Annotated in this window: 12 protein-coding genes and 1 tRNA gene; 3 read left to right on the top strand and 10 right to left on the bottom strand. The window is 70.1% G+C overall.

What is annotated here, in order from left to right; translation table 11 throughout:
* Positions 1-149 precede the first annotated feature (149 nt).
* The 6 genes from AC08OU_RS15525 to AC08OU_RS15500 form a co-directional block, all read right to left on the bottom strand.
* Positions 150-578, bottom strand: coding sequence for a hypothetical protein (locus AC08OU_RS15525; RefSeq protein ID WP_476605201.1), 429 nt, complete (start codon positions 576-578; stop codon positions 150-152).
* A gap of 50 nt (positions 579-628) precedes the next feature.
* Positions 629-2,095, bottom strand: coding sequence for a hypothetical protein (locus tag AC08OU_RS15520; RefSeq protein ID WP_476605200.1), 1,467 nt, complete (start codon positions 2,093-2,095; stop codon positions 629-631).
* Positions 2,088-3,164, bottom strand: coding sequence for a hypothetical protein (locus AC08OU_RS15515; protein ID WP_476605199.1), 1,077 nt, complete (start codon positions 3,162-3,164; stop codon positions 2,088-2,090). Before AC08OU_RS15515 ends, AC08OU_RS15520 begins: the two co-directional genes overlap by 8 nt.
* A 125-nt stretch (positions 3,165-3,289) precedes the next feature.
* Complete coding sequence (locus AC08OU_RS15510; RefSeq protein ID WP_476605198.1) at positions 3,290-3,793, bottom strand: hypothetical protein; 504 nt, start codon at positions 3,791-3,793, stop codon at positions 3,290-3,292.
* Positions 3,794-3,809: 16 nt separating this feature from the next.
* A complete protein-coding gene (locus AC08OU_RS15505) occupies positions 3,810-4,697 on the bottom strand; it encodes a hypothetical protein (RefSeq protein ID WP_476605197.1) in 888 nt (295 codons plus the stop codon).
* Between the two features lie 24 nt (positions 4,698-4,721).
* Positions 4,722-5,264 carry a hypothetical protein gene (locus AC08OU_RS15500; protein WP_476605196.1) on the bottom strand — a complete coding sequence of 181 codons (543 nt, stop codon included), beginning with the start codon at positions 5,262-5,264 and terminating at the stop codon, positions 4,722-4,724.
* Between the two features lie 646 nt (positions 5,265-5,910).
* Between AC08OU_RS15500 and ltrA the strand changes: the two genes are divergently transcribed.
* Together ltrA and AC08OU_RS15490 are read left to right on the top strand one after the other, a co-directional pair.
* Complete coding sequence (gene ltrA / locus AC08OU_RS15495) at positions 5,911-7,290, top strand: group II intron reverse transcriptase/maturase (protein ID WP_476605195.1); 1,380 nt, start codon at positions 5,911-5,913, stop codon at positions 7,288-7,290.
* 281 nt (positions 7,291-7,571) lie between these two features.
* Positions 7,572-8,882, top strand: a complete 1,311-nt coding sequence (locus AC08OU_RS15490; RefSeq protein ID WP_476605202.1) for an IS701 family transposase — start codon at positions 7,572-7,574, stop codon at positions 8,880-8,882.
* Positions 8,883-9,059: 177 nt separating this feature from the next.
* Here the strand turns inward: AC08OU_RS15490 and AC08OU_RS15485 are convergent.
* Both AC08OU_RS15485 and AC08OU_RS15480 read right to left on the bottom strand, forming a co-directional pair.
* Positions 9,060-9,136: transfer RNA gene (locus AC08OU_RS15485), tRNA-Thr, on the bottom strand.
* 132 nt (positions 9,137-9,268) lie between these two features.
* Positions 9,269-10,816, bottom strand: a complete 1,548-nt coding sequence (locus AC08OU_RS15480; protein ID WP_476605194.1) for an alpha/beta hydrolase — start codon at positions 10,814-10,816, stop codon at positions 9,269-9,271.
* Between the two features lie 482 nt (positions 10,817-11,298).
* Here AC08OU_RS15480 and AC08OU_RS15475 point away from each other — a divergent pair, with 482 nt between their 5' ends.
* Positions 11,299-11,502, top strand: a complete 204-nt coding sequence (locus AC08OU_RS15475) for a cold-shock protein (protein ID WP_476605193.1) — start codon at positions 11,299-11,301, stop codon at positions 11,500-11,502.
* 103 nt (positions 11,503-11,605) lie between these two features.
* Here AC08OU_RS15475 and AC08OU_RS15470 read toward each other — a convergent pair whose 3' ends face one another.
* Together AC08OU_RS15470 and AC08OU_RS15465 are read right to left on the bottom strand one after the other, a co-directional pair.
* On the bottom strand, positions 11,606-12,778 hold the full coding sequence (locus AC08OU_RS15470; protein ID WP_476605192.1) for a DNA polymerase III subunit delta': 1,173 nt from the start codon (positions 12,776-12,778) through the stop codon (positions 11,606-11,608).
* A 16-nt stretch (positions 12,779-12,794) separates the two neighbouring features.
* On the bottom strand, positions 12,795-13,080 hold a 286-nt coding region (locus AC08OU_RS15465; protein WP_476605191.1), incomplete at its 5' end, for a hypothetical protein.

The following is a 13,080-nucleotide window of genomic DNA, read 5'->3' as shown; positions in this document are numbered from 1 at the left end:
ACACAACACTTCTCGCGCGAAAACCTCCAGACCAGGAACCATCCGACGGAAAAGCTGGGCAGACCAGCCCATCACCCCTGCCCGGAACCCACAAGATCATCCCGCCCAACAGAAGAAACCAGTCCAGAACCCGATCCACGGATCGAGACTTAAGGACGGGGCCCGTAGCGCTTCTCAAGTTCTTCGAACCGTGGAGGCAAGTTCATGCCCAGGTCGGGAGCGCCAGCTATATCGCCGGTGCGCGGGTTTTCAATGCGGAAGTTGTATGCACCAAAGGTTACATCTGGCGTTGTCCATACCACCCGGTAAGCGGCATCGATCGTGGCGGTCAGTGCCTTTTCGTCGGGGCCGTCCGAGAGGATGACTCCATCGAGATAGGCGCTGTCGGTAACGTTCTTGGCCCGGTAGGTGAGGCGTGACTCGGTGACGCCAGGAAGTTCTTCGATCTTCTGGTTGAGACGTTCAACATCTGCCCCGTTCGGGGTCCGTCGCGTGCTGCTCGGCGTCGTCGATTCGCCGGGCTCGCCGGGAGCGCAGGCGGCCGTGCCTAGCAGGAGCAGACAGGCGACGATCGTCACGCTGGACCACCGACGCGCGCGGCGCGATGGGAGGTGATGGCCGGTGCGGTTCACGAAAGGTCCCGCGCCATCTGAAACTCCTGCACGGTCATGTCCTCCGCGTTGCCGGTTAGGAACGGCGCCATCGACTCCCGCAAGGCCGCTATTGATGGGTCTTCCGAGGTGTCGATCAGGGCACCGGTCGACGCGTAGTGCCGTCCGTGATGCGACTCGCCGGTGCTGTCGACCGGGTTGCCGTCGCCGTCCTTGAGCCCGGTGGGATCGCGGAACACGGTCAGCCAGCTCGGCCGATCGGGGTTGTCCCCTCCGTCGAGCCGTGGAACGGCGTCCTGGTCGTGCTCGATCGAGAGCACTTGCACCTCGGGCGGTATGTCGAAGCCGGCCACTGGCGAGCCGCCGGTGACGACGTTGGTGATGTTGAACTCGAGTCGGGTGGCGGGGTCGGAGGCGAGCGATGCGGCCGTGATGCCGCCCTGGGAGTGTCCGGCGAGCAGGATGGGTTCATCGGACCGGACTCCGGCCTGGCGCAGGGCCTGGCGGATGGCTTCGTTCTGCTCGGTCTGCTGACCAGCCATGAGGCGCAGGTTGTTCGTGAGGTCGACCGGGTTCTCCCCGGCTTCCGGAGACCATTCCTGGGTGCCGGGAATCTGCACGACCCATCGGCGGGTGCCGTCCGGCTGCGCCACCGCGAACACGCGGACGCTGCCGGGAGTCTCACCGAGCTGACCGATGCCTTCGAACAGGGATGCGGTGCCGGCCGGGATTTTGAACTGGGCCGGGTCGGGTGTGACCGCGTCACCGAGGGCGCGCGTTTCGGGTCTGCCGTGGCCGAAGAGGCCGAAGATGCCGCCGAAGGCGATTAGGTCGGCGGTGCTGTGGGTCAAGTTGAGTGGCGGGAACGGCGCGCCCTCCTGGCTGACGGTCCAGGTGCTGATGAGCGCGGCGGGGACAGGGCCGAGCATGATGCCGGCGCCCGCCATGAGTCGTGGGGCGCCGGTGATGACACCGTCGATCAGCCACGGATTGGCGTACAGGACGTCCGTCAAGTTCTGCATGGTCAGGCCGGGGATCCGCTTGAGCTCGGCGATGTTCCCGGTCTTGACGGCCCACAGCGCGCGCGGTAGTTCAGACCCGGCGGCGCCGAAGAGAGTGGGCAGGGTGCCGGCGACTTCCAGTTCAGTGGCAAGAGCCGCCTGTGCCTCGTCGACGGCCCGGTACGCCTTGACGGACAGATCCAGCGTGACGGCAGTGAGCTTGAGCCTAGCAACCGCTACCTGCAGACCGTGAGGTCCGTCCGCCGCGATAGCGGCCTGGGCCGTCACCTCAGCTGCCGTCCCGGGGGACAGCACCGCCGAGGCGAGCACGTCGGCGTTGATGGCGACCCGGCGGACGTCCGCCAGATGAGTACCGACCGCATCGCTCAGCGCGTCGAGCTGGGAGGCGTAGTTGAGCATGTCGAGGTAGTTGGCGGTGATGCCTCCGACACCGCCGCGGACGTCCAGGGTGTCGTCAGTCACCAGCGCCGTCCGATCGACCGGTCCCCGCGTCGCCATCCGTAGTGGAAGTCCGCCAGCGCGCGCTCTGTACGCTCAACGCCGCCGTGACGGCCGACAACAGGTCGGTGCGAATGGACTGCGGCGTGGCCGGCAGTAGCCTCAGCTCGACCTCAGGAGCCGGGCGGTCCGATTCGGTGCGCGTGCCGTGGGCTGAGGCTTGGACCTGCGGGTCAGGACGCGTGGGCGCTCCGTCGGCTCCGACGGCCGCGATCTGGTCGCCGGCGCGGAGCCAAACTCCACGCCACGTCGGCAGGCGGGGATCGGCAAGGCGGCTCGGCGCTGCTGCGCCGAGCTCGGCGACGAGTGTCACCTCGAGTGCGCCGCTGAGCCGGTCGGCCAAGTCGCGCAGCAACGGCGGCACGTGCCCGAGCCCGGCCTGTTCCAACAGGATGGCCAGAGTGGTCCGGCGCAGGCCGCCACCCGCGTCCGGGCCGGCGTCCGAGGACGGATCGTCGATGCGTTGAAGAACGTCCACGATCGCCAGGGCGTCCGCCCAGCCCAGCGTTACGCCGTCCGTCTCGGCACCACCTGTTCCCTGGACAGCACCAGCAAGCGGCCCACCGGTCAACGGGCCGACGAAGATCGGCGGCGCGGCCCGCAGAAGAGCCCGCAGCGTTCCGGCCACCGGGAAGAACGACAGTTCAAGGAATCGGCCCTCCTCGGTGACCGCCGGTCCACCACCACCACCACCGCCGCCACCACCACCGCCACCAGCGGCGGCCGCGTCGCTGGCGACCCGCTGCAAGCGGGCCAAGCCAACGCCGTGGACGCGACCGATCGCGAAGTCTGCGAGCACTGTGCGACTACCTGTCCAACCCCGCACGCGCGCCCGCAGGGCGCCGCCACCGAATGTGTCCAACGCCCGGGCGAGCTCAGGGTGCACGTTCTGCTCAGCGTCCACCAAGCCGCGCTGCCGCAGTCGCTCCAGCGCCCTGCTGCGTGCTGCCACGACCTCCCGCTCGCTGGTCAGCAGTCCCCACCCCGGTATGAGCACATCCGGCAGGCGAGCTTCTACCGAGCTGCCTGCCACGGACCTGCCGTCGTCGGCACGAGACAAGAGGTCCAGCAGTACGCGCCAAGCGTCCTGATCCAGCACCTGGGACCACGCCTCACCGCCTTCAGCACTCGGATGCCGTGACGGACCAACTCTCAGGCTCATCCACGCCACCCCCGCTCCTGCGCCAGGTCGACCCACTGCAGGGCGCCACCGGGCACGTCACGGATCGCCGCGTCCAGCCTGCGCGCATTGCCCACCGCCTCCTCGCGGGCCAGGTCAGCCCCCCGGTCCGCGAGATCCACCACGGTGTCCAGCAGTTCCTCAGCCCGGTCCACCACCAGCCCGCCCAGTCGCCGGGCCTCTTCCCAGGCGTTGGACGCCTGGTCGCGCAACCAACGCTCGGCCGCGGCGATCCGGTCCAGCCGCTGCTGCACCTGCGTGGCGTGCGCCTCCAGCGCACGCTGCAGCTCGTCCAGTTCACCCGCCGTCATCCGCGACTGCTGCACCGCCTCACCGAGTTGCGCCCGGTACCTGCCCGCCCGGACCGACTGCCAGTGCACCCCCGTCGCCCGATCGGCACGGCTCGCGTCCGCACGCACCTGGTCCGCCCAAACTCCGACCTCACGAGCAAGCCGCCGGATGGCCTCGACGTCCCCGTACATCGCCCGACTCCTGCCATCAGCCGCGGTTGGTGACGACCGCCTGGATCTCCGCCACCGGGATAGCCGTGGTGGTCGAGGGTCCGGTCAGCGTGGCCGGTGCGCCGGGGATGTCGACCGGTTCGCCGCCGTCCTCGTAGGTGATGGTCCAGGTCGCGAAGGACCGCACCGCGTAGACGGACCGCCCGGCGTCGTCCCGGCTCGATTGCCCGACCGATGAGCGGCGGTAGGTGTGGGCACAGCCGGTCGGGTCATTGACCGGCAGATCGCACTCGAGTTCGGCGCCGTCACCGGTGACCACATGCCACTTGGATGGCGTGGCGTTGGCGACCAGGCCGAACGCCGACGTCCCCGCCAGCGGTTCCACCTCGCCCGTCGGCGCGAACCGGGTCTCCAGGTTCACGATGCTTTGAACCGGCGGATCGGTCTTCATGCCGAGCTTCGGTGCCTTGAGCTGGCCGACGGCCTGCTGAGCCTGCACGGTCAGCGGCGGCTCGACAGGCAGGGCGTCGTCGAGCCAGATCGCTTGCCCTTCCCACTGGTCGCCTTCGAGGCACATCCGGACGACCCATTCGGCGTCCGGCTCGGGCGGCTCGCCCGTGGGCGGAGCGAACGGCACCACGCTGTCCCGGATGAAGCAGGGACGCTCGCCCACGCAGTACGTCGCCGGTGCGGCCAGGGCGCACGACGGCTCGTCGCTCCCGCCGCCGTTCCCATCGTCCTTCCCCTGATCCGCCGACTGCTTGCTTCCTGGCTTCTCACAAACGTAGATCAACTCCCGGCGGAAGCTGTCCCGCTGCCAGCACTCCTTCGGCGCTGCCTGGGCGGGGGACCCGGCAGGGAGGACGGCCAGCAGCACCAGGAGGGCGGCCATGACCAGGGATCGGGAGTTCGGGTGTGATCTCATGCGTTACGCCGTGGGCTTCTCGTCTCAACAGGTCGGACCGGTCGGCTTCTTGCTGCTGACGCGCCAGGTGCCGTCCTCCAGAACCAGCCGGACCTGGATCGGGCGGCGGCCCTGACCGGTCTCCTCAGGACCGGGCGTGGTGCCGGCCTGCACCGTGATGACCTCGTTCGCATCCATGCAGGCGTCGAGCGTCGCCTTCTCGCCCGTGATCTTGACGGCCGTCACGGTGATGCCGGGTTCCCCGACGATCCGGTTGCCCTCATCGAAGATGAACGACAGGTCCTCGACATCTTCCTGAGCCACGGCGGCCGTCGCGTACGGCCGCAGCTTCGAAGCGTCAAGATCACCCGCAGCAGCTATCTCGGCAAAGGTCTTCTCGTAACCTCGGTAGGCCGACTCCACTGCCGCCTCCGGGCTCTGGGTGGTCGACGGCGCCGCCGTAGCCTCCGGCAGGCCGCCCGCCTCGTCACCGTCCCCGCAGGCAGCGACCCCCAGACCAGCGGCGACCAGCACCGCCATGAAGTGGCCCCGGCGCAACCGCCACGTCCTGGGTCGGGCTGTCAACACGTCTGCACTCCCCGTTGGTTCCGCTGTGCCACCCGCACCGGGCCTATTAGTACGACAGCCGGTGCGCCCAGTGATCAGGAGGTGGTCGTTCGCGGCCGTGACTTGGTCTGAAGCTCGTCGTCGCCTGCCGGTGTGAGTCCGGTCCGGGTAGCTGCCAGGAGGCCCGGTAGCAGGCTGGCGGCTCGGTCTGGAAACGGGTCGGGTCGAAGCCCAGCGTCGAAAGCCCTGTTGGGGGAGCAACTCAGCGGTCCGTAGCGTGCAGCGAAGCCTGCCGCGTCGTTAGACATTGAGGGAGAGCCGAGCCGGGTGGCTCACGGTGAAGGCCATGGAAGCGGTGAAGATCCTGGAAGGCAGCCGCGAGGGACTCCCCGGCGTATGAGGGCGCGGAACGTTGAGATGGTGACGGCGGGAACTGGGGAGACCCTCCCCGGCCGAAGCGCCCTGCGCGATCACGTGGGTGGTCAGGCGTGGACGGCTGCGCTCTATAACCGGTGTGGAGCCGGGAAGTGGGTGCGGTGCTGGGAGGGAGTCGGAGGCGGCCGTAGTACTGATCGAGCCGGGCGGACAACACAACCGCCGGTGAGGGAAGGGCCGCTGCTTCGTTCACGCGTAGTGCCTGTTGGGAGGGGCCCGGTGAGTGTCGATCATGGCTAGTTCCACCGCGGTGGGGTCCCGGGCGACGTCGGTGGTGGTCCCGCCGGGGAAGCCGGATGATCCGGTCCGAGCCTTGCAGCATGCGCTTTACCGGTCGGCCAAGGCCGATCCGGGACGTAGGTTCCACGCGTTGCATGACAAGGTCTGGCGCAGGGACGTCATGTGGCGGGCGTGGGTCGCGGTGCTCCGCAACGACGGGGCGCCGGGCATCGACCGAATCACCCTGGCCGAGGTCGAGGAGTACGGCGTCGGTCGGCTGCTCGATGAATTGGCCGTCGAACTGCGGGACGGTGACTGGCGGCCGATGCCGGCGCGGCGGGTGTTCATCCCCAAGCCCGGCAGCAGCGAGGTGCGCCCGCTGTCGATCCCGACGGTTCGTGACCGGATCGTGCAGGCGGCGACCAAGATCGTGCTCGAGCCGATCTTCGAAGCCGACATGCTCGACTGCTCCTTCGGGTTCCGCCCGAGGCGGTCGGCGCACGACGCCCTCCAGGTGCTGATCGATGAGTCCTGGCAGGGCAACCGGTGGGTGGTTGAGACGGACATCGCCAACTGTTTCGAGGCGATTCCGCACGAGAAGTTGATGCGAGCGATCGAGGAACGCGTCAGCGACCGAGCCGTTCTGAAACTCCTGCGTGTGATGCTGCGCGCCGGGGTGATGCAGGACGGTCAGGTCCGTCGGTCCGTGACCGGCACCCCGCAAGGGGGAGTGGTCAGCCCGTTGTTGGCGAATGTCTACCTGCACCGGCTGGACCGGGCATGGTCGGCGCGCGAGCACGGCAGGCTGGTCCGCTACGCCGACGACGTGATCGTGATGTGCCGCACGAGGGAGCAGGCCGAAGCTGCGTTGGAGCAGTTGAGAGTCCTACTGGCCGATCTCGGGTTGGAACCGAAGGCGGTCAAGACCCGGATCGTGCACCTGACCGAAGGGGGCGAGGGTGTGGACTTCCTCGGCTTCCACAACCGGTTGGTGCGGGGCCGGACCCCACGCTCGGCGCATCTGGTCTTCCTCGCCCGCTGGCCCGCACGCAGGGCCGTCCAGCACGCCCGTGATCGGATCCGGGTCATCACCGCCCGGTCCCGGCTGCTGGTGCCGGTCGAGGTGATCGTGCGGGAACTGAACTGGTTCCTGCGCGGCTGGGCCGGGTACTTCCGCTACGGAAACTCGGCCCTGATCCTCGGCCAGATCAGGAACTACGCCCTGACGCGGTTGGCCATCTGGCTGTCGAAACAAGGCAACCGGCGGCGAGCTTGGCGATGGGGCCTGGTCCAGTTGCTCCTATCCCCGGATCATCTGGGTCTGATCAGCCTCGATGGAATCGTCGTCCCGCCCAGACCCTTCCGGGACTGGCGCGCCGAACGCCGACGGTGAAGAACGTCGGTAAGCCGTGTGCGGGAGAACCGCACGCACGGTTTGACGGGCGGGGGCTGGAAACGGACCACCACATCGGTGATGGCACCGCGCCAGCCCCCGACCCTCCCACTTCGTGATCTGTCGGGCGTGTCGGTCCCGGGCATGGGGCGGCCACCGCTCGAGGATCTTTGCTTGTGTGGAACAAAGAAGATCTTGCGGTGGCCGCGGGCCACAGCGTAGCGGCCGGTGCTGATTCCGGTGTTGCTCCGGAGGTCGATCCCGAGCGGTGGCAGTCGGAGCTGGACGATGTCGTGACTCGGATCGGGTCGCGGTTCGCGCGGGTGGAGCCGCGGCGGCGGGCGCGGGCGTTCTTGTTCGGGTTGATGGCTGAGCTGCCGCGGCGTAACTGCTGGTCGATCGCCGAGTTCGCCGGTGATCGCGGGCCGGATGGGATGCAGCGGCTGCTGAACGCGGCGGTCTGGGATGCCGACGCGGTGCGGGACGACCTGCGCGAGTACGTGGTCGAGCGGCTCGGCGATCCGGACGCGGTCGCCGTGCTCGACGAAACCGGTGATCTGAAGAAGGGTACCCAGACCGTTGGGGCGCAGCGACAGTACTCCGGCACCGCGGGCCGGGTGGAGAACTGCCAGGTCGCGGTCTACCTCACCTACGCCGCCCCGAAGGGGTATGCGTTCATCGACCGGGCGCTGTACCTGCCCAAGTCCTGGACCAACGATCCGGGCCGGTGCGCCGCCGCCGGCGTGCCCGCCGACACCGGGTTCGCGACCAAACCCGCCCTGGCCCGGGCGATGATCGAGCGCGCGTTGGACGCCGACGTCCCGATGGCCGCGGTGACCGGCGACGAGGTCTACGGCGCCGACCCGGCGCTGCGGTCCGCGCTGGTCGCCCGGCGGATGCGGTACGTGCTCGCCGTCGCCAAGGACCATCCGATCACCACCGGCATCGGCAGCCGACGAGCGATCGACCTGGCCGTGCGCCTGCCGGCCCGGGCGTGGCAGCGGATCTCCGCCGGGAAAGGCGCCAAGGGCGAACGCTGGTACGACTGGGCCCTGATCGACACCACCACCGCCCCCGCCACCAACCCCGAGAGTGCCACCGAGCCCGAGGCTGACCCTGGGGCTGACCCCGACGCCGGGCAAGTGGGGTGTCATTGGCTGCTGATCCGGCGCAACATCCGCACCGGCGAGCTGGCGTTCTACCGCGCCTACAGCCCGACCCCGATCCGGTTGGCCGCGCTGGTGAAGATCGCCGGCACCAGGTGGCGGATCGAGGAATCGTTCCAGTCCGGCAAGGAACTGTCCGCCCTGGACGAACACCAGGTCCGGCGCTGGACCTCCTGGCACCGGTGGACCGTGCTGGCCATGCTCGCCCACGCCGTCCTGTCCGTCCTGGCCGCCACCACGCCAGCGCCCGACCCAGCTGCCGGCCTGATTCCCTTAACCCGCAACGAAATCCGTCGGCTCCTGGCCACCGCCACCGCACCCATCCACCGAGCCCGACACGCCCTGCACTGGTCCACCTGGCGACGACAACACCAAGCCCGAGCCCGCACCAGCCACTACCGCCGCCGCGGCGACGACATCACCTGATCACGAAGTGCGGCTGTCGTACTAGGCGCTCCGCCGCTCACGAGGAGCGATACGACGACAGGAGCCTCGGCGTGCGTCCGGGCGGTAGGGATGGGTCTTCCATTAGCAGTGCAACTGAGGCTGCAACTCGACCGAGTTCGCGGGCAAGACCAACTACCCAAAGCCCCAGGTCAGACGTGGAGCCGCCTGTGGGAATCGAACCCACGACCTACGCATTACGAGTGCGTCGCTCTGGCCGACTGAGCTAAGGCGGCGTGTGCCAGCTTCGCGGCACGGTGGACGAGTATACGGGCTCAGCGGCAGCGGCCGTCGCACGGGAGCCGCCCGCCAGGCCGCCCCGCCAGGCCGCACGCCGCAACTCGCGATGGCGGGACCCGCCGGAGCCGTCAGGTGCAGCGCAACCCGTCGGCCGGCTGCGTTCCGTCCAGCAGGTACGTCTCCACGGCGTCGTCCACGCAGGTGCTTCCCTTCCGGTACGCCGTATGCACCGACCCCTGCCAGGTCACGAGCCGCGCGGACGACAGTTGCGACGCCAGCGACTGCGCCCACTCATACGGCGTCGCCGGGTCGTCGACCGTGCCCAGCACCACGATCGGCGCCGCGCCGGGAGCGGTCAGCTTCTGCCGCGGCATGGCGGCCTTGATCGGCCACTCCGCGCAACCGAGCCATCCCCAGCCCACCGCGCCACCGAGCGGCGGGAACTGCTTCTGGAGCGCCGCGGCGTCCGCCCCGATCTGGGCCGGCGTCCGCAGCTCGGGGATGTCCAGGCAACTGATCGCCGCATTGGCGGCCCAGATCTGCCCGAACCGACCTTGGTCGTCCCGCTCCAGATACAGGTCGGCCAGCTGCAGCAGGTCCGTTCCGTCCCCGGCGAGCGCCCGGTCGATGCCGATCGTCAGCTGCGGCCACAGGCTGGTGGTGTACAGCCCCTGGATGATCCCGGTGAACATCAGGTTCTGCGTCAGGGGCCGCCCCGACTCGGTGCTCAGCGGGTTCTGGTCGGCGGCATCGACGAGGAGCTCGAGCTGGTTCAGCCCGTCCTCCACCGACCCTCGCAGCGGGCATCCGCGCTCCGACTGGCAGTCCGCGACGAACGCCCGCAGCGCGCGCATGAAGCCCTCCGCCTGACCCGCCGCGAACTGCGCCGCGCTCAGCGACGGATCCACCGCGCCGTCCAGCACCAGCCGTCCCACCCGCCACGGGAACGTCTGTGCATACCAGGCGCCGAGGTAGGTACCGTACGAAGCACCGTAGAACGTCAGTCGGCTCTCCCCCAGCGCCGCGCGGAGGACGTCGAGATCGCGCACCACGCTGAGGGTGTCGACATGCTCGAGCAGCGCGCTGGAGTTCTGCTCGCAGGAGACCGCGAAGGCCCGGGCGACGGCGACTGCGGCCGAGATCTCGGCCGGGGAGTCCGGTGACAGGTCACTCGACATGTACTTGTCCATCGCCGCGTCCCCCAGGCACTTCACGGGCGCGGAGCGGCCCACGCCACGGGGGTCGAAGCCCACGACGTCATAGTGCTCGGTCACCTTCCGCCCGAACGCTTCCTGCGCCGACTTGGCGTAGTCGATGCCCGAGGCCCCCGGCCCGCCGGGATTCACGACCAGCGAGCCCAAGCGGTCGCCGGACGCCCGGTCACGCAGGACCGCGACCGTGATCGTGTCACCCCCGGGCTGCGACCAGTCCACCGGAACGGTCAGCGACGCGCACTGGAAGTCCTTGTCGCACTCCCGCCAGGAGAGGGACTGCCGGTAGAAGCGCGCCACCGCCGGCTGCTCGGCCGGATCCGTGACGCCGGCCGGCGGCTTGCCGGCGCTCGGCGCCGGGGACGGCGAAACGTCTGGCCCATCGTCCTCCCCCCCGGGAAAGGCACACCCGGAAAGCGCCAACGCCCCGGCCAGGGCCGCGGCCAACACCGTCGGAAGCGCCACCGACCAGCCCCGCGCGCCCCCGACTCCCGACCGTGCCCCCCGGCCCCTCGCCCCCGTTGCCGCCGTAGGGACGGCGCGCGACACGCGCCGTTCGGTGGAGAACATCGAGGGTCGGGCTCCTTGGGGTGCGGGCACGTCGTCAGGAGACGGTATCGGACATCGTCGGCACGACGGTCCGGCGAGCCCCGCGCCGCAGGTCAGAGCCCACCCATTCGGACGGAACCGGCCAACCTCACCACGTGGCGGCGTCGGCTACTCAGGAGCGATACGACGGTGATACCGTGTCCGGCGGTTGCAGATGCAGTTCCCGCTTGTTGATCAAGGCCCGCGGAGACGTCCTCCGTGGGCCCGTCGTATTTCGGGGGCCCTGTGCCGGGGATGCGACCCGGGGCGGGCAACGTGAGTTGGGATCGCCGACATCGCGGCAGCCCGAGGCGACACACGGTCGCCTCGCACCCACCTCATCGCACAAGGAGAAATCAGTGGCACAGGGAACCGTGAAGTGGTTCAACGGGGAAAAGGGCTACGGCTTCATCACCCCCGACGACAGCCGGGACGACGTCTTCGTCCACTACTCCGCCATCCAGTCCGACGGTTACCGGTCGCTGGACGAGAACCAGCGCGTCGAGTTCGACGTCACCCCCGGCCAGAAGGGCCCGCAGGCGGCGAACGTCCGCGCGATCTGACGGACTCAGCACCGATCCACCGGGTGTGCCGACCCCTCAGCAGGGTCGGCACACCCGGTGGATCCGGGGGATGGAATCCGGGGACAGGACCAGGCGCCAGCGCCTAGGACGCCGTCCCCAACTGGACCATCAGGGCCTCCACGGCCAGTAGCGGGGCCACGTTCGCCTCGATCCGCTCGCGTGCCTCACCGATGGCCGTGAGCCGGCGGAGCGTCCGCTCCGGAGTCGAGGCCCTCGCCAGCGAGGCGATCTCCGCGCCCATCTCGGCATTGACCAGCTCCACGTGCTCGGCGGCACCGAGCTGGACGACGAGCACGTCCCGGTACAGGGACAGCAGGTCCACCAGGGCGCGATCCAGCACGTCACGCTGCGCCCTCGTGGCGCGCCGCCGCTGGTTCTCCTCGAGCTGCCGCACCTGGGCCCGGACGGCCGGCGGCAGCGTCGTCGCACCCTCGGCGCCCAGCGAGTGCAGGAGCGTCGCGCGCTCGGCGGCGTCCCGCTCGGTCGTCGCAGCCTTCGCTTCCTCCGAGGCAACCTCCACCAGCTGCCCCGCCGCCAGCACCGCCGCGCCGACGCTCCGGAGCTGCCCGGGCAGCTGAAGGACCTCCCGGCGCCGGATCCGCGCCCCCTCGTCAAGCGCGAGCCTGCGGGCCAGTCCGATGTGGCTCTGCGCGGCCCGGGCGGCGAAGGCCGCCACCGCCGGATCCGCACCGTCCCGGCGCACCAGCAGCTCGGCGACGTCGGTGGTCGGCGGGATCCGCAGCGTCACCCAGCGGCATCGCGACCGAATGGTGGGGAGGACGTCGTCGGCGCTCGGCGCGCACAGCACCCACACCGTGCGCGGCGGCGGCTCCTCCACCGCCTTGAGCAGGACGTTCCCCGACGAGTCGTTCAACCGGTCGGCGTCTTCGATGACGATCGCGCGCCAGCGGCCACCGGCCGGGCGCTGCTGCGCCAACGCCACGAGCGGGCGGACGTCGTCCACCCGGAGCTGGACGTGCTCGGTCGCCACCAGCGTGACGTCGGCGTGCGCGCCGGTGAGCGCGGTGCGGCACTGGTGACACCGGCCGCAGCCGGCCTGCTCGCACTGCAGGGCCGCGGCGAACGCACGGGCCGCCGTCGACCTGCCCGAACCAGGCGGGCCGGTGAGCAGCCAGGCGTGGGTCATCGCGGCCCCGGGCGTGCCGTCCTCGCTCTGCACGGCGGCGGCGCGCGCCGCCCGGCCGAGGATCCGGACGGCCGCCTCCTGGCCGACCACGTCGTCCCAGACGCTCATGCCCGCGCGCCCGGCCTCACTGACCCGGCCGATTGCGTCCGCGCAGGTCGCGGCGCGTCGGAGGGCTCTCGTCCGACCCGGCGCCACCCTCGCGGGCATGCTCGCCCCCGCGACGGGTGAGGTCGATCGGCTGCGTGTCGGGTGGCTCACCGGCCCCCGGGCGGCCGAGCCGGAACCGGGACCGGCGGTCAACGGGCTGGCCCGGTGCCTCGCCGGCCTCGTCGTCCGTCGCCGACCGGACGGCGGCCGTGGCTGCTCGCTCCGCGGCGGGCGACGCCGGGACCGCCGGGACCGCCGGGACC

The sequence above is a fragment of the Frankia sp. CcMO1 genome, assembly GCF_977945845.1.
Note: the sequence above shows the minus strand (reverse complement) of the source record. Positions and strands in the feature narration are given on the sequence as shown.

Excerpts from the sequence above, each read along its gene's own strand:
- AC08OU_RS15510 (WP_476605198.1), bottom strand. The coding sequence starts at position 3,793 with ATGTACGGGGACGTCGAGGCCATCCGGCGGCTTGCTCGTGAGGTCGGA.
- AC08OU_RS15505 (WP_476605197.1), bottom strand. The coding sequence starts at position 4,697 with ATGAGATCACACCCGAACTCCCGATCCCTGGTCATGGCCGCCCTCCTG.
- ltrA (WP_476605195.1), top strand. The coding sequence starts at position 5,911 with ATGGCTAGTTCCACCGCGGTGGGGTCCCGGGCGACGTCGGTGGTGGTC.
- AC08OU_RS15470 (WP_476605192.1), bottom strand. The coding sequence starts at position 12,778 with ATGAGCGTCTGGGACGACGTGGTCGGCCAGGAGGCGGCCGTCCGGATC.